21 protein-coding genes and 1 tRNA gene are annotated in these 21,308 nt (G+C 68.4%); 10 read left to right on the top strand and 12 right to left on the bottom strand.

Translation table 11 applies throughout. The features are described from left to right. The first annotated feature begins 104 nt into the window (after positions 1-104). Entirely contained in the window at positions 105-698 is a 594-nt protein-coding gene (locus tag QM841_RS15595; RefSeq protein ID WP_280781959.1) for a helix-turn-helix domain-containing protein, read from the top strand. 61 nt (positions 699-759) lie between these two features. After that, positions 760-1,611 carry an SGNH/GDSL hydrolase family protein gene (locus tag QM841_RS15600; protein ID WP_283332664.1) on the top strand — a complete coding sequence of 284 codons (852 nt, stop codon included), beginning with the start codon at positions 760-762 and terminating at the stop codon, positions 1,609-1,611. On the opposite strand, the gene QM841_RS15605 is transcribed toward QM841_RS15600, so the two are convergent. Continuing rightward, complete coding sequence (locus tag QM841_RS15605; protein WP_349307406.1) at positions 1,583-3,766, bottom strand: glycosyltransferase family protein; 2,184 nt, start codon at positions 3,764-3,766, stop codon at positions 1,583-1,585. The genes QM841_RS15600 and QM841_RS15605 overlap by 29 nt on opposite strands. A gap of 82 nt (positions 3,767-3,848) precedes the next feature. On the opposite strand from QM841_RS15605, the gene QM841_RS15610 reads away from it, so the two are divergent. The 3 genes from QM841_RS15610 to QM841_RS15620 all read left to right on the top strand — a co-directional run bounded on the left by QM841_RS15610 (position 3,849) and on the right by QM841_RS15620 (position 8,143). Further along, positions 3,849-4,652: a glycosyltransferase gene (locus tag QM841_RS15610; protein WP_283332666.1), complete on the top strand. Its 804-nt coding sequence runs from the start codon at positions 3,849-3,851 to the stop codon at positions 4,650-4,652. 81 nt (positions 4,653-4,733) lie between these two features. Then, positions 4,734-6,623 (top strand): glycosyltransferase, encoded by a 1,890-nt coding sequence (locus QM841_RS15615; RefSeq protein WP_280781849.1) that lies wholly within the window; start codon positions 4,734-4,736, stop codon positions 6,621-6,623. Continuing rightward, a complete protein-coding gene (locus tag QM841_RS15620; protein ID WP_280781848.1) occupies positions 6,620-8,143 on the top strand; it encodes a glycosyltransferase family 39 protein in 1,524 nt (507 codons plus the stop codon). Before QM841_RS15615 ends, QM841_RS15620 begins: the two co-directional genes overlap by 4 nt. On the opposite strand, the gene QM841_RS15625 is transcribed toward QM841_RS15620, so the two are convergent. The 6 genes from QM841_RS15625 to QM841_RS15650 all read right to left on the bottom strand — a co-directional run bounded on the left by QM841_RS15625 (position 8,115) and on the right by QM841_RS15650 (position 13,615). Beyond that, entirely contained in the window at positions 8,115-8,990 is an 876-nt protein-coding gene (locus QM841_RS15625) for a class I SAM-dependent methyltransferase (RefSeq protein ID WP_105413996.1), read from the bottom strand. The two genes, QM841_RS15620 and QM841_RS15625, sit on opposite strands and share 29 nt — an antisense overlap. 65 nt (positions 8,991-9,055) lie before the next feature. Beyond that, positions 9,056-10,138 (bottom strand): ribosome small subunit-dependent GTPase A, encoded by a 1,083-nt coding sequence (rsgA, locus tag QM841_RS15630; RefSeq protein WP_283332667.1) that lies wholly within the window; start codon positions 10,136-10,138, stop codon positions 9,056-9,058. A 157-nt stretch (positions 10,139-10,295) separates the two neighbouring features. Next, positions 10,296-11,207 carry a galactofuranosyltransferase GlfT1 gene (gene glfT1 / locus QM841_RS15635; RefSeq protein WP_007298361.1) on the bottom strand — a complete coding sequence of 304 codons (912 nt, stop codon included), beginning with the start codon at positions 11,205-11,207 and terminating at the stop codon, positions 10,296-10,298. Further along, positions 11,204-12,100, bottom strand: a complete 897-nt coding sequence (gene wzt, locus QM841_RS15640; RefSeq protein ID WP_005571489.1) for a galactan export ABC transporter ATP-binding subunit Wzt/RfbE — start codon at positions 12,098-12,100, stop codon at positions 11,204-11,206. Before wzt ends, glfT1 begins: the two co-directional genes overlap by 4 nt. A 12-nt stretch (positions 12,101-12,112) precedes the next feature. Further along, a complete protein-coding gene (wzm, locus tag QM841_RS15645) occupies positions 12,113-12,985 on the bottom strand; it encodes a galactan export ABC transporter permease subunit Wzm/RfbD (protein ID WP_280781845.1) in 873 nt (290 codons plus the stop codon). Positions 12,986-13,033: 48 nt separating this feature from the next. Continuing rightward, positions 13,034-13,615: a bacterial proteasome activator family protein gene (locus QM841_RS15650; protein WP_280781844.1), complete on the bottom strand. Its 582-nt coding sequence runs from the start codon at positions 13,613-13,615 to the stop codon at positions 13,034-13,036. A 133-nt stretch (positions 13,616-13,748) separates the two neighbouring features. Between QM841_RS15650 and QM841_RS15655 the strand changes: the two genes are divergently transcribed. Next, positions 13,749-14,951: a cysteine desulfurase-like protein gene (locus tag QM841_RS15655; protein WP_105413992.1), complete on the top strand. Its 1,203-nt coding sequence runs from the start codon at positions 13,749-13,751 to the stop codon at positions 14,949-14,951. A gap of 109 nt (positions 14,952-15,060) precedes the next feature. On the opposite strand, the gene QM841_RS15660 is transcribed toward QM841_RS15655, so the two are convergent. Then, positions 15,061-16,056, bottom strand: a complete 996-nt coding sequence (locus tag QM841_RS15660) for an NAD(P)H-quinone oxidoreductase (protein ID WP_283332670.1) — start codon at positions 16,054-16,056, stop codon at positions 15,061-15,063. A 122-nt stretch (positions 16,057-16,178) separates the two neighbouring features. Here QM841_RS15660 and QM841_RS15665 point away from each other — a divergent pair, with 122 nt between their 5' ends. Further along, on the top strand, positions 16,179-16,661 hold the full coding sequence (locus QM841_RS15665; protein ID WP_005248780.1) for a MarR family winged helix-turn-helix transcriptional regulator: 483 nt from the start codon (positions 16,179-16,181) through the stop codon (positions 16,659-16,661). A 42-nt stretch (positions 16,662-16,703) separates the two neighbouring features. Continuing rightward, positions 16,704-16,791 (top strand) — tRNA-Ser (locus QM841_RS15670). A gap of 53 nt (positions 16,792-16,844) precedes the next feature. On the opposite strand, the gene QM841_RS15675 is transcribed toward QM841_RS15670, so the two are convergent. The 4 genes from QM841_RS15675 to QM841_RS15690 are packed head-to-tail and all read right to left on the bottom strand — an operon-like array spanning position 16,845 to position 19,277. Continuing rightward, entirely contained in the window at positions 16,845-17,207 is a 363-nt protein-coding gene (locus tag QM841_RS15675; RefSeq protein ID WP_317569560.1) for a TfoX/Sxy family protein, read from the bottom strand. Between the two features lie 3 nt (positions 17,208-17,210). Then, entirely contained in the window at positions 17,211-18,002 is a 792-nt protein-coding gene (locus tag QM841_RS15680; protein WP_283332672.1) for a VOC family protein, read from the bottom strand. 25 nt (positions 18,003-18,027) lie between these two features. Continuing rightward, positions 18,028-19,011, bottom strand: coding sequence for a TIGR03086 family metal-binding protein (locus QM841_RS15685; RefSeq protein ID WP_283332673.1), 984 nt, complete (start codon positions 19,009-19,011; stop codon positions 18,028-18,030). Continuing rightward, positions 19,011-19,277, bottom strand: coding sequence for an ArsR/SmtB family transcription factor (locus QM841_RS15690; RefSeq protein WP_009477195.1), 267 nt, complete (start codon positions 19,275-19,277; stop codon positions 19,011-19,013). The genes QM841_RS15685 and QM841_RS15690 overlap by 1 nt, the downstream gene beginning before the upstream one ends. 142 nt (positions 19,278-19,419) lie before the next feature. Between QM841_RS15690 and QM841_RS15695 the strand changes: the two genes are divergently transcribed. Together QM841_RS15695 and QM841_RS15700 are read left to right on the top strand one after the other, a co-directional pair. Then, on the top strand, positions 19,420-20,052 hold the full coding sequence (locus tag QM841_RS15695) for a maleylpyruvate isomerase family mycothiol-dependent enzyme (RefSeq protein WP_280781838.1): 633 nt from the start codon (positions 19,420-19,422) through the stop codon (positions 20,050-20,052). Between the two features lie 249 nt (positions 20,053-20,301). Further along, a complete protein-coding gene (locus QM841_RS15700; RefSeq protein WP_105413986.1) occupies positions 20,302-21,303 on the top strand; it encodes an alpha/beta hydrolase in 1,002 nt (333 codons plus the stop codon). The last annotated feature ends 5 nt before the right edge of the window (positions 21,304-21,308 follow it).

The raw sequence follows: 21,308 nt of genomic DNA on the forward strand, positions 1-21,308 counted from the left end.
TCGTTCGTCGACCTCGTGACGTCTACTGTCCGGGGAGCCAGCGAAACTGGCAAGCAAGTTTGCCGCTGTGGCAACATGATGGTGTGAACGACGACGTACCCGATCTGGACGGCGTCCTCGACGCCGTGGGACCGCGGCTGAAAGCCCTCCGCCAGCAGCGCGGCGCGACCCTCGCCCAGCTGTCCGAATCCACCGGGATCTCGGTGAGCACCCTGTCGCGGCTCGAGTCCGGCCAGCGGAAACCCACCCTCGAGCTGATGCTCCTGCTGGCCCGCGCCCATCAGCTGCCCCTCGACGAACTCGTCGACGCACCCGCCACCGGCGACCCCCGCGTCCATCTGCGGCCCCTGGAGCGGAACGGCTCGACGATCATCCCGCTGACCCGCAGGCCCGGCGGGATCCAGGCGTTCAAGCACGTGATCCCGCCGGGTGACCCGAACGGCATCCCGAACCTGCAGGTCCACGAGGGCTACGAATGGCTGTACGTCCTGTCCGGCCGGTTGCGACTGCTGCTCGGCGAACACGACGTGATCCTGACCCCGGGGGAGGTCGCGGAGTTCGACACCCACGTCCCGCACTGGTTCGGCAACCCCGGGCCGCAACCGGCGGAGATCCTCAGCCTGTTCGGTCCCCAGGGCGAGCGGGCGCACGTCCGCACGGTCCCGCGGGGAACGGCAGCCGAGCGCGACCGTCGGTAGGATTCGTCCGGACCGGTGACGAGCGCTCCCTCCGAGGCGCAGGACGTGATGGGGAGGCCCCGTGCGACGCTGGATTCTCGGTGTTCCCGTAGCGGTCCTGATTCCGCTCCTCGCCGGCTGTTCCGCGGCTGTGGCACCGCCCGTGGCGCAGCCGCAGCCACAATCGCCGCCGCCGACCGCGACCCTCGTGGGCCTGGGGGATTCGATCCCGGCCGGTGACGGATGCCCCGGCTGCACGCCGTTCGTGGAACTGTTCGGCGATCAGCTGTCCGGCGACGACGCGCTGCCGGTGCAGGTCGCCAACCTGGGCGTCGGGGGCTGGACGAGCACCGACCTGCTCGACTCCCTCGAACCCGGCGAATACGACGCCGACGCCGTCCGCGACGCCGACCTCGTCACCGTCACGATCGGCGCCAACGACTTCTACGCCGAACTCGACGACTACCTGGACGGCGACTGCGGTGGCGATGACGGCCTCGGCTGCTTCGAACCCGTTCTCCCGCAGCTGCAGACCACGCTGACGTCCGTGCTCGACCGCATCGCCGAACTGCGGGCCGGTCAGCCGACCGCGGTGCTTGTCACCGGGTACTGGGACGTCTTCCCCGACGGCGACGTGGCCCGCGAGTTGTACGGCCCGCAATTCCTCCGGGACAGCGCCGTGCTGACGTTGCGCGCCAACGACGTCATCTCGGAGGTCGCGGGTGCCGAGGGCGCCACCTACGTCGACCTGTTCAGCACGTTCAAGGGGACGTGGGGCGACGGCGACCCCACCGGACTGCTCGCCGACGACGGCGACCACCCGAACCAGATCGGCCACCAGCTGATCGCCGACGCGTTGTCGTCCGCCGCGGTCGCGGGATCCGGTTCCACCGAGGCGTCGGCGTTCACGTCGTCCGAGTGGTCTCCGCGCTGAGCCTGCGCCTGCGCAGCACCGCATCGACGACGGACAGGATCAGCACCACGACCGTCGCGGCGCCGAACGCCGCCACGGACAGGTTCTGCCGCGGCGGCCGGAACGTCACGACCAGTTCGTGGTCACCCGGCGGCACCGGCACCTCGAGCAGACCGTGCCACCCCGCGGTCGCGTCCACCGGCTCGCCGTCGACGGTGGCCGAGTAGCCGGGCCACGCGAGGCGCGCGAACCAGACGGTGCCGCCGCTCCCTGCCACCCGCACTGTCTCCGTCGCCGCGCTCGTGTCGGACGAGAGCACCCGGACGCCGTCGGACGCGAACGACACGCGGCCGGGCAGGGGCAGTGGCCGGTCCCGCTGCAACACCGTCCGGGAGTCGCTGCGTTCGGTGACGTGCCAGCCGGGTGGGGGCGGTGCCGTCGTGACCTCGGGCACGAGCCCGTGCTCCACGACGAGCGTCGACACCCTCAGATAGTCGATCAGCGGGATCGGGATGTCCGCGTTCACCGGCTGCCACAGCGCCCCGTACACCCCGGGGCAGACGGCGCCGCGGTAGTCCATGCACAGGGCTTCCTGGAACTCGGTGAACCCGATGCCGGTGTAGGCGTTGATGCTGCCCTCGACGGACGACGCCATGATCTCGTTGCCGAACAGAATCCGGCCGGCGGTGACGTCCTCGTGGGAGGTGTCGTCCAGGTCGGCGAGTTGCAGCACGGTGCCCTGGTAGCGGTCCGTCTGCTCGGACAGCACCGATGTACTCGCCGGGTCGACGCGGCTGCCGCGCTCGACGTCGCGGGTGAGGGACCAGACCTGCGCGGCCGCCACCACCACGGTGCCCAGGACCAGGGCAGCGACGAGAGCATTCGGGCCCCGCGTGCGCCAGGCGGTGTACGCGAGCACGCACAGCGCCGCGACGAGCAGCGCGAACAGCGTGTGCCGCAGCGTCAGGGCGGGTGAGGACGAGAACGCCAGGTAGAAGCCCAGCGCGATCAGCACCGCCGACGCCGTCGCCCGGTGACGCACCCGGTCGCGAACGATGCCCAGCGACAGCGCGAGCGCCAGGCCGATCACCACGCACAGGTACAGGTATTCGACGAGCCGGATCGGCCACCGGAACATCCCGACGTTCGACGGTCCGAACGTGAAGAGGAAGTAGACGACCGCGATCACGAGCAGGCTGATCAGTGGTCGCCCGTGCGCGCGACGGAACTCCGCGGACGCGAACAGAGTGCGGATCCGGCCCCACGGCAGCCACGGCAGCAGTGGCAGCACGAACCACGCGAGGTACAGCGACGGGATCACCTCGACCGGCCCGCCGAACGTCATGATGACGGGGAGATACGACGGGCTGCTCAGTCCCGCGAGGCCGCCGATCTGCGGTTGCAGGAACGTGTCGTTGAAGATGCCGGTGCTGCCTGCGCGGGTGGTGACGTCGACGCTGAGGAACAGCGGCAGGTACGTCACCAGCGCGGCGGTGCCCGCGCACGCGCCGGTGACGACGAGCACGAGCAACCGGAAGAACTGCCGCTGCGTGAGGAGACCGATCCCGATGCCGAGGAGTACGACGACGGCGCCGAGCGCGGCGTACGGGTTGCCCATGCTCACCGTCAGTGCGCCGATCACGAAGGTGACCAGCGGGTTCGTGCGACCGCGGGAGAGGCGGAGCGCCGACCGCCAGAACAGCGTCACCCACGCGACGGCCATCATCCCGGACGGCCAGCCCGCCGCCTCGTAGAACAGGGTGAAACCGCTGAACGGAATGGTCAGTCCGGCGAGGACCGCCGGACCGCGGTGAGCACCGTATTCGCGGCACAGCAGATACGTCGCGAGGGCGAACAGCGCGAGGAACTCGGCCATGATCACGAACGCCGCGACGGACAGGTTCTCGAAGTTCGCGGCCAGGATGTAGTTGGCCAGGTTGACCGGGTTGTAGAGGCCGTACGCGGCCTCGCCCGCATAGTTCCCGCCGATCCAGGCGTCGGGATTGACGGTGAGCCACCGCCCGGCCAGGAGTTCCGTGCCGATCCGGTGCCAGGACGGCACGAACGATTCCAGCATGTCGCCGCCGTAGTAGAAGCGGTCGTACACGATCCGGGGAATCGTCGCGATTGCCGCGGCAGCCACCGCGACCGCCAGTGCCACCATCCACTCGGGCATGCGGTGTATCGATCGGGTGAACGTCGAGGACACGGACGCGGAGGGTGCCACGGACTCCGAGCCTACGAGTTAGGCTGCGCCCGTGCGCCTTTTCGGTTGTTCCCACGACCAGAAAGGCGCACGTGCGCCGAAGGCGCTGTCGGTCGTCATCCCCGCCTACAATTCCGCCGCCGTCATCGAGCAGACCGTCCACCGGCTGGCCGAACGACTGGCCGGTCACGACGTCGAGATCATCGTGGTGGAGAACGGCTCCACCGACGACACCGTGGACATCTGCGGCCGCCTGGCCGCCGACTGGGCACCCGGACCCGTGTCGCTGACCGTCCTGCGGAGCGAGAAGGGCATGGGCAACGCGTTGCGTACCGGAGCGGAGGCGAGTCGCGGCGCGCACGTGCTGCTGACCGCCGACGACCTGCCGTTCGGGTTCGACGACCTCGACGGCGCCGAGACGCTCGCCGCCGGCCACGACGGCCGACTGCCCGAAGTCGTGATCGGTTCCAAGGCCCACCCCGACTCGCAAGTGCGACGCGGCGCGCTCCGGGGAACCCTGACGTGGGGTTTCGCGGCGCTGCGCCGCGTGGTTCTCGGGATGCGCACGGGCGACCCCCAGGGCACCGTCCTGATGGACGGCGACCTCATGCGCAGACTGGTTCCCGACCTCGTCGAGCCCGGGTTCCTGTTCACCACCGAACTCGTCTACCTCGCGGAGCGGGCGGGCATCGTGCCGGTCGAGGTCCCGGTGCGTCTGAGCGCCGATCACGACAGCCACGAAACCCGCATATCCAGGGCCGATGTGCTCGCGATGGGGGTGGGGCTGTTCCGGCTGCGGGCCCGTCACCGGGACGGAGGGCGCCTCGCATGGTCGGGGAGCGCGTCGCGGGGTTGATACCCTGCGAACCGAGAAGAGGATCGTGCCGTCGCCGTGGCGCGGTCCAGCCCACCTCTCGCGGGGAACAGTAGGAGCACTATGAACGAGTCTGCGTCGGTAGCACCTGTGGACGGGAGCACGGCCGCGGTACGGAGTGCTCTCACCGAGCATCGCGCACCCGACCGCCTCGTGGTGGCGCGAGGTCTCTTCACGGGACCGACCACCCGGGTCAAGGACGACCTGTACGCCAGGATCGTCAAGGGCCGCGCCCACCGCGAGCGCCACGTCGTGAACCTCGAAAAGGGTGCGACGGTCGACACCGACACGTACTTCGGCCGGTTCGCGGCCAGCTACTACCAGCGCTGGACCACGGTCACCGACGTGACCGTCGGGTTCCACCACGAGGCCGACGGACGCGCCGTGGTAGCGCTGCGCGGCTCCGATTCGGGCGGGAACTCGCGCATCCTCGCGACGACGCAGATCGACGGCTCGGGCACGGCGACGCTGTCGGCGAAGCTGGACGCGTACCTCGACGGCGGCTCCCTGTGGGTGGAGTTCACCGCCGTCGACGGCCCCCTCGCGGTGAGCGAACTGGAGTGGACCGTCGCCGCGCCGTCGGTGATCCGGCCCGCCGCGATCGCGATCTGCACGTTCAACCGCGCCGACGACTGCGCCGAGACCGTCGCCGCCATCGCGAACGACTCGACGATGGCGTCCGGCATCGACGCCGTGTACGTGGTCGACCAGGGCAGCGACCACGTGTCGGACCGGGAGAAGTTCACCGAGGTCGCCGAGATCCTGGGCGACAAGCTCGTCTATCTGCGGCAGCCGAATCTCGGCGGGGCCGGCGGATTCACCCGCGGCATGTACGAGGTGTCGGGCATCAACGAGCACGCCAACCTGATCCTGATGGACGACGACATCCTGTGCGAGCCGGAGTCGATCCTGCGGATGAACGCATTCGCCAACGTCACCACGGAGCCGACTCTCGTCGGCGCGCAGATGCTGTACCTGATGAACCCGGAGCACCTGCACGTCAGCGCCGAGGAAGCGGACCTGTCGAAGCTGAAGGCGGGCCGCTGGGCGGCCGGGTCGCGGCACGACATCAACCTGATCAAGAAGAAGCAGCACAAGCGCGTCGACGCCGGCTACAACGCGTGGTGGTCGTGTCTGATCCCCGCCGAGGTGGTCGCGCAGATCGGGCTCCCGCTGCCGATGTTCTTCCAGTGGGACGACATCGAGTACGGCATCCGCGCCCGCGCCGCCGGATTCGTCACGGTCACCCTGCCCAACGCCGGTGTGTGGCACGCGGACTTCCACTGGAAGGACCGCGACGACTGGGCCAAGTACTTCAGCATCCGTAACTCGCTGATCGCGGCCGCGCTGCACAGTGACTTCGACGCCAAGTCGCTGAGCAAGAGGATGACGCGGGAGATCACCCAGTACCTCGTGTCGATGCAGTACGGGTTGGCGTACACCATGATTCGCGGTATCGAGGACTTCCTCGAGGGCCCGAAGGTGCTCGAGGACGGCGGTCAGGCCGTGCTGGCGTCGATCCGTGAGGAGCGCAAGCGGTTCCCCGAAACCGTCAAGCACCCCGCGTCGAACATTCCCGGTGTCCGCAACTCCGACCTCGTCACCCGGTACGCCGGTTTCGAGCCGGACAAGAGCAAGATCGACCTCGTCCTCGCCAAGCGGGCCGCGTACCAGTGGCTCGGCCGCACCCAGCACGGTGTCGCGAGTATCCCTGTGGCCGAGGCACACTGGTGGCACGTGTCGTTGTTCGACACCGCGGTCATCACCGACGCCTCCCAGTCCGGGGTGCGGGTGCGCCGCCGCGACAAGGAGACGGCCCGGGAGCTCACGGCCCGGACGGCGAAGCTGATGAAGCGGTTCCGCGAGGATGCGGCGTCGACGCAGCGCCAGTACCGGGATGCGTTGCCGCAGCTCACCAGCCGGGAGAACTGGGCTCGCCTCTACGGTCAGTGACGTCGGCCGGACCGTTGCAGGCCCGCGATGTGCGGGGGCTGCTCCGGGATTCGTTCCTCGTCTTCGCTGTCGGTGTGGTGCTCGGCGCGGCGTGGAGTTGGCGTCCGTCGTTCTGGTACGACGAGGTCGCGACGCTGTACTCGAGTCAGCGGTCCCGGCCCGACCTGTCGAATCTGCTCGGCCACATCGATGCCGTGCACGGGCTGTACTACGTCGGGATGCGCTACTGGTTCGCGACGTTCGGTGCCTCCGAGTTCTCGGCCCGGTTCCCGAGCGCCCTGGCCGCGGGCGCGGCGGGCGCAGGGGTGGTGGTGCTCGGTGCGCTGATCTCGACCAGGCGGGTGGCGGTGCTGTCCGGGATCCTGTTCGTGATCCTGCCCAGCGTCACGTGGGCGGCCGCGGAGGCTCGCGGCTACGCGGCCACGGCGGCGGCCGCGGTCTGGCTGACCGTGATTCTCCTTGCGGCACTGAGTCTCCGGCGGTGGTGGCTGTGGGCGCTGTACGCCGCCGGCCTGGCGGTGTCGATCGTGTTGTTCGTCTACCTGATCACCCTCGTTCCCGCGCACCTGCTGACGATCCTGCTGCTGCGCGAGGCCCGGCGGTCCTGGCTCGGTTGGACGTCGGCCACGGCGGCGGGGGCGGTGGTCGCGGCGCCGTTCGTGGCACTGGTGCGCCGCGAATCCGTCCAGGTGGCGTGGATCCCGCCGCTCGACGGGCATCTGCCGCGGGCCGTCGCCGAGTACCAGTGGTTCGTCGGCGCACCGTGGTTCGCGGTGCTGTTCGCCGTCCTGGTGGTGGCCGGGTCGGTGGCGCTGGTGCGCGGTCGCCGGCTGCCCCCGGTGCTGTCCGTCGCGCTGCCGTGGATCGCGGTGCCGACGGCGGCGCTGCTCGCGTATTCGCTTCTGCGCAGCCCGGTGTATCTCCCGCGGTACTTCACATTCACGACGCCCGCGGTGGCCCTTGTCGGCGGACTCTGCCTGGCCGCCCTGACCCGGAAGTGGTGGCAGTCCGCCGCGGTGATCGCGGTGTTCGCGGTGGCCGCATCGCCGAGTTACCTCGACCAGCGCGAGCAGTGGGCGAAACCCAGCGGCATGGACTTCAGCACCGTCAACGGTTTCGCCGGGGAACACCTCCGCCCCGGCGACTGCGTGCTGTTCGACAAGCCGGCCTGGAATCCCACGTCGCTGCGGCTCGTGAAGAACGTGCGGCCGGAGGCATTCGACGGCACCCGCGACATCGGGCTCGGGACCACGGCCGCGAGCCGGGGGTCGCTGTGGGACGACGAACTCGCCGTCCCGGACCTCGCGGGCCCGATCGACTCCTGCTCCGTGGTCTGGTTCTTCACCGACTACGACCGCGACACCGAGCGCGTCATCCGGCACACGTCCAACGAGGTGTGGACGCTGCCGCCGTACCACTTCGAGGAGACCGAGGCGTTCGCCGTGCTCGCGCGGTCCGGGCTGCGGATCGACGAACGCGCGACGTTCAACGTCACGCAGGCGGTGAAGCTGGTGCGGTGATCCGCACGACCACCTGCTCGTGGTTCGCGGTGTAACTCAGGTACTCGAAGCGGACGCCGGTGCGGTCGACGAACTCCGTCCACGCCCGGTACTCGTGCTCCTGCCAGCCCGGGAAGTTGAAGAACTCGTCGAACACGATCACCGTGCCCGCGACCAGCCGCCGTTCGAGCCGGTCGAGCACCGACTTCGTGGACGAGTACAGGTCGGCGTCGAGATGCACGAACGACACCGGTCCAGGGTGCTTCTCGAGGAAGCCCGCCAGCGTGTCCTCGAACAGTCCGGGCACCAGCTGCGCGCCCCGCACGTGCGGCAGTTTCTGCTGCGCGAACTCCCCGGCGGGAAATCCGGTGCGCCAGGTCTGCGGCAGACCGGAGAACACGTCGAACCCGAACACCTCGTGCTCGGCGTCCTTCAACTGTTCGACGATGATCCGGAGCGTGGTGCCCGACGCCACCCCGAACTCGAGGGCCAGTCCCTCGACCTCCACCTGCGACAGTCCGTAGCGCAGTGTGTCCTGCGGATTCCAGAACACGGGCGCCTTCGGCATGTGCTCGAGCACGAACGCCGCGGCCTCGTTCGTGGCCCGCACGTCCAGCGCCTGCGTGATGTCGCGGCGGGCCTGCTGCTCGAGTTCGCCGAGCCGCTGCTGGACGTCGGAGATCTCCATGCGGGCATCGGACAGCTCGGACAGCACCCGCGCGAGTTCCTGGTTGGTCGCGCTCAGCTCGGCCAGGGTCTGGTCGTGCTGGTTCTCGGTGAGCTCGCGGGACCGCCGATCCGATTCGGCCACCACCTCGGACATGGCACGTTGAAGCTTGAGACGGGCCTTTCTCCGAAGATCGAACATATACCCATGTTGCCAGTCCGCATCCCGGCTCACCGCTCGAACCGGGATGCGGGTCGGCGCCCGTGTCAGTGACCGCGACTGCGGTACATCTGGCGCTGCCAGCGGGCGATGCTCTTCCACTCGCGTTCACGCTCGGCTCGGAGCCTCGCGTCGGTGCGTGACGCGATCCACCCGTTCTCCCGAATCAGCTTGCGGTAGCTGGCAAGCCTGCGCTCGGGCAGTGCGCCGCGCTCCACCGCGCCCTGCACCGCGCAGCCGGGTTCGGCCGTGTGCGAGCAGTCCGCGAACCGGCACTGCGCCGCGAACTCCTCGATCTCGGGAAACGTCTTGTCGATGCCGTCGGCGGTGTCCCACATGCCGACACCCCGCAGTCCCGGCGTGTCGATCAGGGCACCCCCGGAAGGCAGCGGCAGGAGTTCACGGTGCGCCGTCGTGTGACGTCCCTTGTGGTCGCCCTCGCGGACACGACCGGTGGCGAGCACGTCCTCGCCGAGCAACGCGTTCGCGAGCGTCGACTTGCCCGCGCCGGACGGTCCGATGAGCGCGACCGTTCCGTCGATGACGGCGGTGAGGACGTCGATGCCGTCGCCGGTGTCGGCGCTCACCGCGAGCACCGTCGCACCCGGCGCTACCGCCGCCACCTCCGCGGTCGCGAGGGAAACATCCTGCACGGTATCGGATTTGGTGAGCGCGACCACCGGTTGGGCGCCGCTCTCCCACGCCAGGGCGAGCAGGCGTTCGATGCGTCCGAGATCGAGGGCGGTGTCGAGTGCGGCGGCGATCACCACCGTGTCGACGTTGGCCGCGAGGAGCTGGCCCTCCGACCGGCCGGACGCGGACGACCGGACGATCGCGCTGCGCCGGGGGAGCAGGTCGGCGACGGCAATCTCGTCACCGTGAGGGTGGAGCGTCACCCAGTCGCCGGTGCAGAGCGGGTGCTCGCCCGCGAGCGCGCGGACGACGCCCGCGGGCGTCGCGACGTCGCAGCGACCGCGGTCCACGCGGATCACCCGACCGGGCTCGCGACCGTCGGCCGGGTAGTTGTCGAAGGTGTCGGAAAGTGTGTCGTTCCAGCCGTAGGGCAGGAGTTGTCCAGGGTCGAACATGGTGGGTGTGATCCTCGGGTCGATGAGCGCCGACCGGACCACTGCGCGGGTTCGGTCAGGCGAGGGGGAAGGGGGAGTGGACGCACACGGCGTCGACCGACGAGACAGTCATCGGACACTCACTCCTTCGCAACACATCGAGATTCTCAGACCGGAACCCCACGATGCTCCCACCCGGCGGAACCCGGGCGCAACCGAATTACGGGCGCTCGAACCGCTCCTGACGGCCCAGCTTCCGCAACCGCATCCACTCCCGCAGACCCTGCGGATCACGCCGCGTGACGAGGAAGTACCACCCGAACCGCACCCATTCCTGCGGCAGCAGCTTCCGCATGCCCGGCTGGGACAGCAGATAGCCGCGGTTGCGGTAGGTGAAGAACCGCTTCGTCTCGTTGTCCGGGTACTGCGTGTGCATCCGGCCGCCGAGGATCGGCTTGAACTCCTCCGCGCCGTTCGGGTGCACGTACGCCGTCTGCAGGCAGGTGCCGAACGGCAGCCCCGACCGCACCAGCCGGCGATGCACCTCCACCTCGTCGCCGCGGACGAACAGACGCAGGTCGGGAACGCCGACCGTGTCGATCGCCGACGCGCGGAACAGGGCGCCGTTGAACAGCGACGCGATGCCCGGCAGCAGGTCGGCGGAGTCGTCGCCGTCGGCGAACAGTTCGGAACGCAGCCGTCGCCACTCCACCCCGCGGCGCAGCGGGAACGCGAGACGGTCGGGGTCGTCGATGTCGCAGACCACGGGGGAGACCTCGGCCAGCCCGTGCCGTTGCGCGCAGTCGAGCAGCGTCTCCAGGACCTTCGGCCCCTCGGGCCGTCCGTCGTCGTCGGCGAGCCACACCCAGTCGGCGCCGAGCGAGAGGGCGTACAGGATGCCGAGCGCGAAGCCGCCCGCCCCGCCCAGGTTGTGCTGCGAACCGAGGTAGCTGACGGGGATCCCGGACGATTCGACGAGCTCACGCACGTCGTCCTCGGCGGCGTTGTCCACGACCACCAGATGGTCCAGCGGACGCGTCTGCGAGCCGAGGACCTTCAGCGACTCCGCCAGCAGTTCGCGGCGCTTGTGGGTGACGACGACACCGACGATCCGCTCGGCAGCAGCGCTCACGCGGACTCCGCCTCGGCTTCCGCGGCCGTACGAACGGGTCGCTCGTTCGATCTGTCGCTACGGGCGTCCCGTTCGGCCGAAGCGGTGAGCCCGGACTTCTCCCGGTCCATCTCGTAGATGACGTGGCGGACGTGGTCGGCGGCGTCGTCACCCTCGTACGCGCGGACGACGTCCTCGATGCCGCCCTGCTGCCGGATCTGACCGTGGTCGATCCACATCGCCCTGTCGCAGAGCTGGGCGAGGAATTCGTTGGAGTGGCTGGCGAACACCAGGATGCCGGAGCGCTCCACCAGCGCCTGCAGACGCACGCGTGCCTTCTTCATGAACTCCGCGTCGACGGCGCCGATGCCCTCGTCGAGCAGCAGGATCTCCGGGTCGATGCTGGTGACCACACCCATCGCGACGCGCACGCGCATACCGGTGGAGTACGTGCGCAGCGGCATCGACAGGTACTCGCCCAGCTCGGTGAACTCGGCGATCTCGTCCATCTTCGCCAGCATCTGCTTGCGGGTCTGCCCGAGGAACAGTCCGCGGATGATGATGTTCTCATAGCCGGAGATCTCGGGGTCCATGCCCACACCGAGGTCGAAGACCGGGGCCACCCGGCCGCGGATGCTCGCGCTGCCGCGGGTGGGTTCGTAGATGCCGGACAGCAGCCTCAGCAGCGTCGACTTGCCGGCGCCGTTGTGGCCGACCAGGCCGATCCGGTCGCCTTCCTTCAGCGACAGGTTGATGTCGCGCAGGGCCTCGACCACCACGACGTCCGAGTTGTTGCGCCCGATCGACCCGCCGGCCTTGCCGAGGAACGCCTTCTTCAGCGACCGGGACTTGGCGTCGAAGATCGGGAAGTCGACGCAGGCGTCCCGCGTCTCGATACTCACATGCTCTGTCATTGCTTCAGACCCCTAAACCCAGTAGGGCACACGGGCCCGGTACTTGCGAAGCGCGAGGATGGCTGCGGCCCACCCGACGACGGTGATGGCCAGCACGATGTACCAGTGGTACGCCTGCTGGTCCTGACCGATCATGGGCGCGCGCACGATGTCGAGGTAGTGGAACAGCGGGTTCAGCTCGGCGAGCTTGACGCGCTCGGCAGCCTGCCCGCCCTGGGCTTCGAGGCTCTGCGTCGTCCACATGATCGGTGTCAGCACGAACAGCAGCAGCGTCATGCTGCCGAGGATCGGCGCGATGTCCCGGTACCGGGTGGAGAAGATGCCGAACATGATCGACACCCACGCCGCGTTGACGACGATCAGCGCGATCGCCGGGATCGCGGCCAGCGACATCCAGGTCAGGTGCCGCCACACGCCGAACGCGAACAACATGACCACGTAGATCACCAGGTTGTGGGCGAACAGCAGCAGCTGCCGCCACACCAGCCGGTAGACGTGGACGCTCAGCGCCGACGGCAACTGTTTGATCAGCCCCTCGTTGGCGATGAACACCTCGGATCCTTCGAGGATGCTCGCGCTGATCAGGTTCCAGACGATCAGACCCACGGTGACGTACGGCAGGAACTCGTCCAGCGGGATGTCCAGCAGGGCGGAGTACAGGATGCCCATCGCCGCGGCCTGCACGCCGGTCGCGATCGTGATCCAGAACGGGCCGATCACCGACCGGCGGTAGCGCTGCTTGATGTCCTGCCAGCCGAGGCTCAGCCACAGCTCGCGCTGAGCGAAGCCGTCCCTGAGGTCCTTGAACGCGCGACGGAAGGTCTGCGAGTCGGACGCCGGGAGCGGGCCGCCTGCGGCCTCGGTTTCGATAGCGGATGCTGACACGGGCACCGAGCCTACCGGGAGTCGAGTTCCATGCTGTTTCGCCCGTTGCTACAGGTACTGGCCGGTACCGCTCGACTGCGACCCCGGATCGTGATGCGCCCCGTGCGGGTTGCCCATGCTGATACCCGGAGGCAGTGCTCCCTGACGCATCTGTTCGAGCTGGGAGCGGGCCGCCATCTGCTGGGCGAACAGGGCCGTCTGGATGCCGTGGAACAGTCCTTCGAGCCACCCCACCAGCTGCGCCTGCGCGATGCGGAGTTCGGCGTCGGTGGGGGTGGTGTCGTCGGTGAAGGGCAGGGTGAGACGTTCGAGCTCGTCGCGCAGCTCGGGGGCGAGGCCCTGCTCGAGCTCGTGGATCGACGACTTGTGGATCTCCTTCAACCGGTTGCGGCTGGCGTCGTCGAGCGGTGCGGCGCGCACTTCCTCGAGGAGCTGTTTGATCATCGTGCCGATGCGCATGACCTTGGCCGGCTGCTCCACCATGTCGGCCACCGACTCCGTGCCGTTGCCGTTCGCGTCCGCGGCGGATTCGGAGCCCTCGGGCTTGGTCGCGGCCTCGGCGACGGGGATGGCCATGGGCTGACCGTCGGGGCCGATCACGACGACGTGTTCATTCTCCGAGTTCGTCATGCCTCCATCTTGGCTGTTCCCGCTCGGCAGTGCGAAGGTGCGTCCGATTTGGGCCCATTCCACCTTTGTTGCACTCCACAACAATCGATGGCTGGCTTCGACCGTATTGACTTGGGGTCTTAGAGTGTCGGGCATGGCTTACGACGTTGCCCGCGTTCGGGGACTCATCCCCTCACTCGGCGACGGTTGGATCCATCTCGATCCGCAGGCCGGCATGCAGATTCCGGACGCGGTGTCGCGCACTGTCTCCACGGCCTTCCGGGCGTCTGCCTCTTCGTCGACCGGGCGACATGTGTCCAGTCGGCGCAGTGCGGCGGTACTCGATGCGGCCCGAGCAGCCGTCGCCGACCTGGTCGGAGGTGATCCCGCCGGGGTCGTACTCGGACCCGACCGATCCGTTCTCCTCGCCTGGCTGGCGGAGTCGCTGAGCACGCGACTCGGCCTCGGAACCGGGCTGGTGCTCTCCCGCCTCGACGAGGAAGCGAACGTCGCGCCCTGGCTCCGAGTCGCCAGCCGCTACGGCGCCCAGGTGCGGTGGGCGGAGGTCGAGATCGAGACGTGCGAACTCCCCAGTTGGCAGTTCCAGGACCTCATCACCACCACGACGCGTCTCGTCGCACTCACCGCCGCATCCCCGATCGTCGGATCGGCGCCCGACGTCCGCGTCGCCTCGGACCGCGTCCACGAAGTCGGGGGACTGATGGTCGTCGACGCGATCGGCGCCGCACCGTACGCGCACGTCGACATCAACGAACTCGGAGCGGACGTCGTCGCCGTCGGCGCCACCTCCTGGGGCGGGCCGCAGGTCGGGGCGCTCGTCTTCCGCGACCCCACCCTCCTCGACCGCATCCCCGCCGTGTCGCTCAACCCGTATGCGCGGGGTGTCGAACGTCTCGAGGTCGGGGTGCACCAGTTCGCGCTCCTCGCCGGCCTCACCACGTCGATCGACTTCCTCGCGAACCTCGACGAATCGGCCACCGGTTCCCGGCGTCAGAAACTCGAGACGTCCATCAGCTCGCTGCAGAATTACCAGGACACCCTGTTCGACCACCTCATGTCGTCGCTGAAGCGGCTGCCGCAGGTCATGGTCATCGGGCGCTCGCCCAGCCGGGTCCCGACGCTCAGCTTCACCGTCGCCGGAGTCTCGGCCGACAAGGTCGCGTCGCACCTCGCCGACAAGCGCATCGCCACCGTCAGCGGCGTCCACGGCGGCTCCCGGCTGCTCGACGCACTCGGCGTCAACGACGAGGGCGGCGCCGTCACCATCGGTCTCGCGCCGTACACCACCCGCTACGAGATCGACCAGCTCGTGAACGAGCTCGCCACCCTGGGCTGAGCCCGCCGCCCGCTTTGCCCGCTGCGTCCGCCGCCCGGTGCGCCCAGTGTGACATTCGTTCCGCTCGAGTGGACGAATGTCACATCGGGCGACGGCAGCAGGCAGACCGTCAGTTCCGCGGGATCGTCAGGATCACCTTGCCGACGGTGTCCGCCGAGTCCAGCAGTTCGTGCCCGCGCGGAGCCTCGGTGATGGGCAGTTCCGCCGAGACGATGGGCTGGACCGCGCCCTCCGCGATCAGCGGCCACAGCCGCTTGCGGACGTCGGCGACGATCTCGGCCTTGCCCTCGTGTCCCGACTCGGCCCGCCCCCGCAGTCCGGCCGCCGTCACGTGGCCGCGCTTGGACAGCAACTTGCCGAGGTCCAGTTCGCCCTTGCGGCCGCCCTGCATGCCGATGACGACCAGCCGGCCGTCGGCGGCAAGCACGTCGACGTTGCGGTCGAGGTACGAGCCACCCATGTTGTCGAGGATCACATCGGCGCCGTGACCGTCGGTCGCCTTGCGGACCTCGTCGACGAAATCGGCTTCGCGGTAGTTGACGAGGATGTCGGCGCCGAGTTCGCGGCAGCGCGCCAGCTTCTCCTCGGAGCCGGCGGTGACGGCCACGCGCGCCCCCAGTGCGACGCCCACCTGGATGGCGTGGGTGCCGATGCCGCCGCCACCGCCGTGTACCAGCAGCACGTCGCCGCGGGACAGTCCGGCGCCCATCACGACGTTCGACCACACCGTGCACGCGACCTCCGGCAGCGACGCGGCGACGAGCAGGTCCACCCCTTCGGGCAGCGGGAGCAGCTGCGACGCGGGGACGGCCACCTTCTCCGCATATCCGCCGCCGGCGAGCAGCGCACACACCTGGTCGCCGACGGACCACCCCGACACTCCCTCGCCGAGTTCGGCGATCGTGCCGGAACATTCGAGCCCGAGGATGTCGCTGGCTCCGGGCGGCGGGGGATAGAACCCCTGACGCTGCAACAGGTCGGCGCGGTTGACGGCCGTCGCGGCCACGTCGAGGAGGACGTGGCCGGGTGGAAGTTCCGGGTCGGGCTGCTCCGCCCACTTCATGACTTCGGGGCCGCCCGGTTGGTCGATCGTGATCGCATACATGGGGACGACGCTAGCGAAATGCGTCGGCGCCCGGTGGATGTGACCGATCACAGTGGTCCCTCGGCGTTCCCGGGGACCGCACGCTACTGGAAAGTAATGTCGCACTACTAGACTGTGAACTTGTGACAGCAGAAACCTCCGACGCCGAAGCCGCGACCAATTGGTTGACCCCGGCCGAGATGCGCGCCTGGCGCGGGTACATGGACGGCAATCAGCGGCTGATGGACGTCCTCAACCGGGATCTGCAGGAGAAACACGATCTGTCGCTGGCGGATTACCGCATTCTGGTGCTGCTGTCCGAGTCGCCGGACGGTTCGCTGCGCATGAGCGATCTCGCGGACGGCGTCCTGTCCTCCCGCAGCCGACTCACCCACCAGATCCGGCGGATGGAAGCGCAGGGCATGGTCACCCGCGACACGTGCCTCGAAGATGGCCGCGGAGTGCTCGCCGTCATCACCGACGAAGGTCGCGCCCGGCTGGCCGAGGCGGCCCCCACCCATGTGGCCGGGGTGCGCAGCAACCTCGTCGATCTGCTCACCAAGTCTCAGCTGAAGGTTCTCGCCGAGGTGTTCGAACGCGTCGACAAGGCCATCGGCGACCGCTGACCGGTTGCCCGCCGACGCCTCCCTACCGATAAGATCGCCCACGGAAGCGTGGCAGAGCGGCCGAATGCACTCGCCTTGAAAGCGAGCGTCGTGAAAGCGACCGGGGGTTCAAATCCCTCCGCTTCCGCCAACGACCGGCAGCTCTGATCTGGTTTCTTCCAGGTCAGGGCTGTTGTCGTAGCTCTACCTCTTCCGGGGTTTCGGCTGCTTCGGCGGCAGTGCGCCGATCTCGGCGATCGCGCGTTCCACCCACGGTGCGGCGCGGTCCGGGGTGTCGCGCCACCGGTCCGGCAGGGCCAGGTACTCGCGTAGCGGCTTTTCCCCCGGACCGAACGGGCCGACGCCGTCGGACGACGCCAGCTCGTCCCTCGCCTGCTCGGTCAGGAATCGCACCCCGACTTTCGGTCCGAGGAGTCCGGCGAACATGTTGCCGTTGACGAACGCGCCCAGGTTGCCGAACATCGGCTTCACCTCGATGCCGGGGGTGTCGGGGATCAGCGACCGGAAGAACTGTTTGTCCTCCTCGGAGGGTCTGGGCATCTTCACGGTCTACTGATCCTGACGTTCCTCGGGCGTCATGATGCTGAAGATCGCGCCCTGCGGGTCGGTGACCGCGGCCATGCGACCGACGGTGGGGATGTCCATCGCTTCTTCGACGATCGTGCCGCCGAGTTCGACGGCCTTCGCGGCGCTGGCGTCGACGTCCTCGACGGCGAAGTACACCCGCCAGTGGTTCGGGGTGCCGGGCTTCATCGGCTCACCGCATCCACCGACCTGGTCGTCGCCCACTTCCAACAGCGTGTAGGTGTACTCCGGTCCCATCGGCATCTTCGACGACGTGATCCCGAAGACGCTGTTGTAGAACGCGAGCGCCGTGTCGACGTCGTCGGTGTTCAGTTCGTTCCACAGGCAGGCGCCCGGATCGCCGACGAGGGTGGCGCCGATGTGCTTGTTCGCCTGCCACAATCCGACGGCCGCCCCGGTGGGGTCGGTGACGAAGGACATGCGGCCCGCTTCCCCCACGTCGAACGCGGGCATCAGGACCTGGCCGCCTGCGCCGGGGACCTTCGCGATCGTCGCGTCGACGTCGTCGACGGCGATGTAGGTGTTCCAATTCGCCGGTGCCCCGGCTGCGGCCGCATCGGGTTGTAGTGGCGCGATGGCGGCGACGTTCTCGCCGCGCACGGTGGCCATCGAGTAGACGGGACCTTCGGGCATCGGCCGGTCGTCGTATTCCCAGCCGAGTAGTTCCGCATAGAACTTCTTGGCGGCGTCCTGATCGCTGGTTTGCAGGTCGACCCAGTCAGGTGTCCCCTGGGCGTATTCCGACTTGATGGGCATGACTGGACCCTTTCCGTGTGAGGTGTCAGGCCGCCGGGACGGGGCGGCGACCGGTGTAGGCGATGAGCCGGGTGACCGCGTCACTGGTGTGCGGGGCGGGTACGGGGTCGTCGAACCCGACGGCTTTCCTGCCTTCGGGCGTGATGATCTTGTGTGTCAGCGACAGCACGTATTCGGCGAGAGGCTCGGATACGGCCACGTCGCCGCCGATTGCTGCGGCGAAATCCCAGGCGTGGACGAGGAATTCGATCGAGAGGATTCCCGCGGCGACGGTGGCGGGAGGGTGGTTCGTCCCGATCGTCACCGTGCCGTCCAGGCCGCGAGTGCGCCACGCCTCCAGTGCGGGTTGCGCGAGGTCGGCGATTCTGGCCTCGACGGGTTTGCCGGGGTCGTCGTCGAACGTTGCGCCCGCCGCGCCTCCGAGGGCCGTGATCGAACCGACGAGATGGTCGGCGAGCTGAGAGACGGTGAACTCGGTGCACGCCGTCTGCTTGGACATGTCGTCGGCCGTGACGTCGCGCAGAACGCGTTGGACGACGGCCAGTATCGCCTCGGCACTGGACAGTTCGTCGAGTGGATCGGGAGCGGCCGCCCAGTCGTCGGGTCCGGCGTCGCTCTTCTGCGCGGCGGCGACGAGACGGTCGAGGTAATGGTTCCAGCCCTCCGCGTGGCGGACGGCCTGTTCGTCGGTGAGTCCGTCGTGCACGAGTCGCACCTCGGTCCCGTCGGCGGTGGGGGTGAGTGTCACCGTCACGGTGGACGCTCCCGGTGGGAGTTCGTCGTCACCTTCCCAGCCCCACGTGTACACCACCCGCTTGCCGGGCACGACCTCGCGGAACGTGCCCGCGGCCGAATGTCCGGGAACGACGGTCCACCGGTACTCGCCACCTGCCTGCAGGTCGACGCGGGCCGCGACGGTCTGCCATCGCCGCAAGCGTTCCGGTCGGGTGACGAGGTCGAACGTGGCGTCCGGGTCCAGCGGGACGACGACGGTCTTGTCGAATGGCATCAGCTGTCTCCTTTGGAAGCTGCTTCCTCGGTGGCGTCCGCGACGAGGCGGTCGAGTTCGTCGATCCAGAAGGAGTCGAACAACGCGCGCAGTTGCGCGAGTCCCTGTGGGTCGAGCCGGTAGTACCTGAAGCGTCCGTCCTTGCGCGCAGTGACCAGCCCGGCCTCGGTGAGCACCCGGAGATGTTGCGATATCGCCGACCGGCTCGCGGGGAAGTGTGCGGCGAGGTTGTTGACGGTCTGTTCACCTGAGGTCAGCAGTTGCATGAGGCGTCTCCGGGTGGGCTCAGCTGCGACTTCCAACTGATCGAGCACGACCAATACGTTAGTCGTGACTAACACGTTGTGCAATGGGTCTCGCCGCAGCGGTCGTGAGGTGGGAGAATTCATGGCGACGAGGGAGTGAGAAATGACAACGTCAAGCCCCTGGCCCACGATTCACGACGAACGCCGCGCCCTGGTGGACGACCTCGAACCGCTGACCGATACCCAATGGTCGACGCCGTCGCTCTGCGAACGGTGGACCGTGCGGGACGTGTTCGCGCACATCACGGCGACCGAGAAGATGACGCCGCCGAAGTTCGTCGGAAAACTCGTCGGATCGGGATTCCGGATCAACACCATGTTCGAGAAGGACATCGCACACGAAGAGGAAGGAACACCGGCGGAGTCGCTCGACGAGTTCCGGGCGCACATGAGTGACTCCACGCGCCCGCCCGGCCCGATCGACGCCATGCTGGGCGAGATCATCGTCCACGCCGAGGACATCCGCAGACCGCTCGGCATCGCACACGAGTACCCGATGGACGCGGTCGTCCGCGTCGCCGACTTCTACAAGAACTCGAACCTGCTGATCGGGTCGAAGTCCCGGGTCGCGGGACTGACGCTGCGGGCAACCGACACCGACTGGTCCACCGGATCGGGGCCCGAGGTCTCCGGGCCGATGCTGGCGCTCGTGCTGGCGATGACGGGTCGCCGCGCCGCGCTCGACGAACTCGGCGGCGACGGTCTCGACCAGCTGAAGTCCGCCCTGCCCAAGTAACGGCAAGTCATCCACACGCACCCCTTCTGAGTGGCCGCACCCGTCAGGGCCCGGAAGGGGTGCGGCTGCGTGAAACGGGTGCGTCTGCCGAGGCGGATGAGCCGCGACGACCGGCCGCGGACCGTGATGACTACAACCCGATCACGCTGGAGCACACAGCTGTCACAAAACCTCTAAGCTCTTGTTGACCGGACGCATTTTGTACTGTGCAATCGGGGTCCACACAGTCCGGGGAAGAGGGATTTCTTTATGCGTCGCGAAGCATTGGCTGCCGTCGGTCTGGCAGTGTCACTGACCCTCATGGGGCCGGCGTTCACTGCAGTGGCCGATCCGGCGCCTGCTCCGGTCGCGCCTCCGTTGAATGGCGTCGCGAGCGTCGACAAGATCGTGCCGCTCACCGACACCCGTAGTGCCGTCTTCATCAATTCCCCCGCCATGGGCCGCGTCGTGCAGGTGCAGGTGCTGCACCCCGCCGGTGGCGGATCCAGGCCGTCGCTGTACCTGCTCGACGGGGTCAGCGCAGGCGCCGAGTCGGACTTCCGGGAAAGCACCTGGACGCAGAAGACGGACGTGGTCCAGTTCTTCGCCGACAAGAAGGTCAACGTGGTGCTCCCGGTCGGCGGCACCGCCAGCTACTACACCGACTGGCAGCAGCCCGACCCCACGCTGGGGGTCAACAAGTGGGAGACGTTCCTGGCCAACGAACTCCCGCCGATCATCGACAAGAACTTCAGCGGCAACGGCGTCAATGCCGTCGCGGGTGTGTCGATGGGCGCGATGGGAGCCGCCAACCTCGTCACCCGGCACCCGCAGCTCTACCGGGGGCTCGCCGCCTACAGCGGATGCCTCGACAACACCCAGCCCAGCTCGCGGGACTCGGTGCGGGGCACGGTGGCGTTCAAGGGCGGCAACCCGGCCAACATGTGGGGTCCCGACACCGATCCGGCCTGGACCGCGCACGACCCCTCGGTGAACGCCGAAGCCCTGCGCGGCAAGCAGATCTACATCTCGACGGGCAACGGGCTCCCCGGACCGTATGAGATCAGCGGAGACATCGCGTCCACGATCGCGGTGGGCGGCCCCCTCGAGGCGGCGGCGAACCTCTGCACGCAGACGTTCCAGCAGCGCCTGACCCACCTCGCGATCCCCGCGACGTTCATCTACCGCCACTTCGGCACGCATTCGTGGCCGTACTGGCAGGACGAACTGCGCACGTCGTGGCCCGTCCTGAAGAGCGCGCTCGGCGTCTGACCGGC

The organism is Rhodococcus sp. IEGM 1307 (assembly GCF_030056915.1).
Classification (GTDB): Bacteria; Actinomycetota; Actinomycetes; order Mycobacteriales; family Mycobacteriaceae; genus Rhodococcus_F; species Rhodococcus_F opacus_D.

Bases quoted from the DNA above. Each gene is read 5' to 3' on its own strand.
- QM841_RS15605 (WP_349307406.1), bottom strand. From the start codon at position 3,766: ATGCCCGAGTGGATGGTGGCACTGGCGGTCGCGGTGGCTGCCGCGGCA.
- QM841_RS15615 (WP_280781849.1), top strand. From the start codon at position 4,734: ATGAACGAGTCTGCGTCGGTAGCACCTGTGGACGGGAGCACGGCCGCG.
- QM841_RS15625 (WP_105413996.1), bottom strand. From the start codon at position 8,990: ATGTTCGATCTTCGGAGAAAGGCCCGTCTCAAGCTTCAACGTGCCATG.
- wzt (WP_005571489.1), bottom strand. From the start codon at position 12,100: ATGACAGAGCATGTGAGTATCGAGACGCGGGACGCCTGCGTCGACTTC.
- QM841_RS15650 (WP_280781844.1), bottom strand. From the start codon at position 13,615: ATGACGAACTCGGAGAATGAACACGTCGTCGTGATCGGCCCCGACGGT.
- QM841_RS15655 (WP_105413992.1), top strand. From the start codon at position 13,749: ATGGCTTACGACGTTGCCCGCGTTCGGGGACTCATCCCCTCACTCGGC.
- QM841_RS15660 (WP_283332670.1), bottom strand. From the start codon at position 16,056: ATGTATGCGATCACGATCGACCAACCGGGCGGCCCCGAAGTCATGAAG.
- QM841_RS15680 (WP_283332672.1), bottom strand. From the start codon at position 18,002: ATGCCCATCAAGTCGGAATACGCCCAGGGGACACCTGACTGGGTCGAC.
- QM841_RS15685 (WP_283332673.1), bottom strand. From the start codon at position 19,011: ATGCCATTCGACAAGACCGTCGTCGTCCCGCTGGACCCGGACGCCACG.
- QM841_RS15690 (WP_009477195.1), bottom strand. From the start codon at position 19,277: ATGCAACTGCTGACCTCAGGTGAACAGACCGTCAACAACCTCGCCGCA.
- QM841_RS15695 (WP_280781838.1), top strand. From the start codon at position 19,420: ATGACAACGTCAAGCCCCTGGCCCACGATTCACGACGAACGCCGCGCC.
- QM841_RS15700 (WP_105413986.1), top strand. From the start codon at position 20,302: ATGCGTCGCGAAGCATTGGCTGCCGTCGGTCTGGCAGTGTCACTGACC.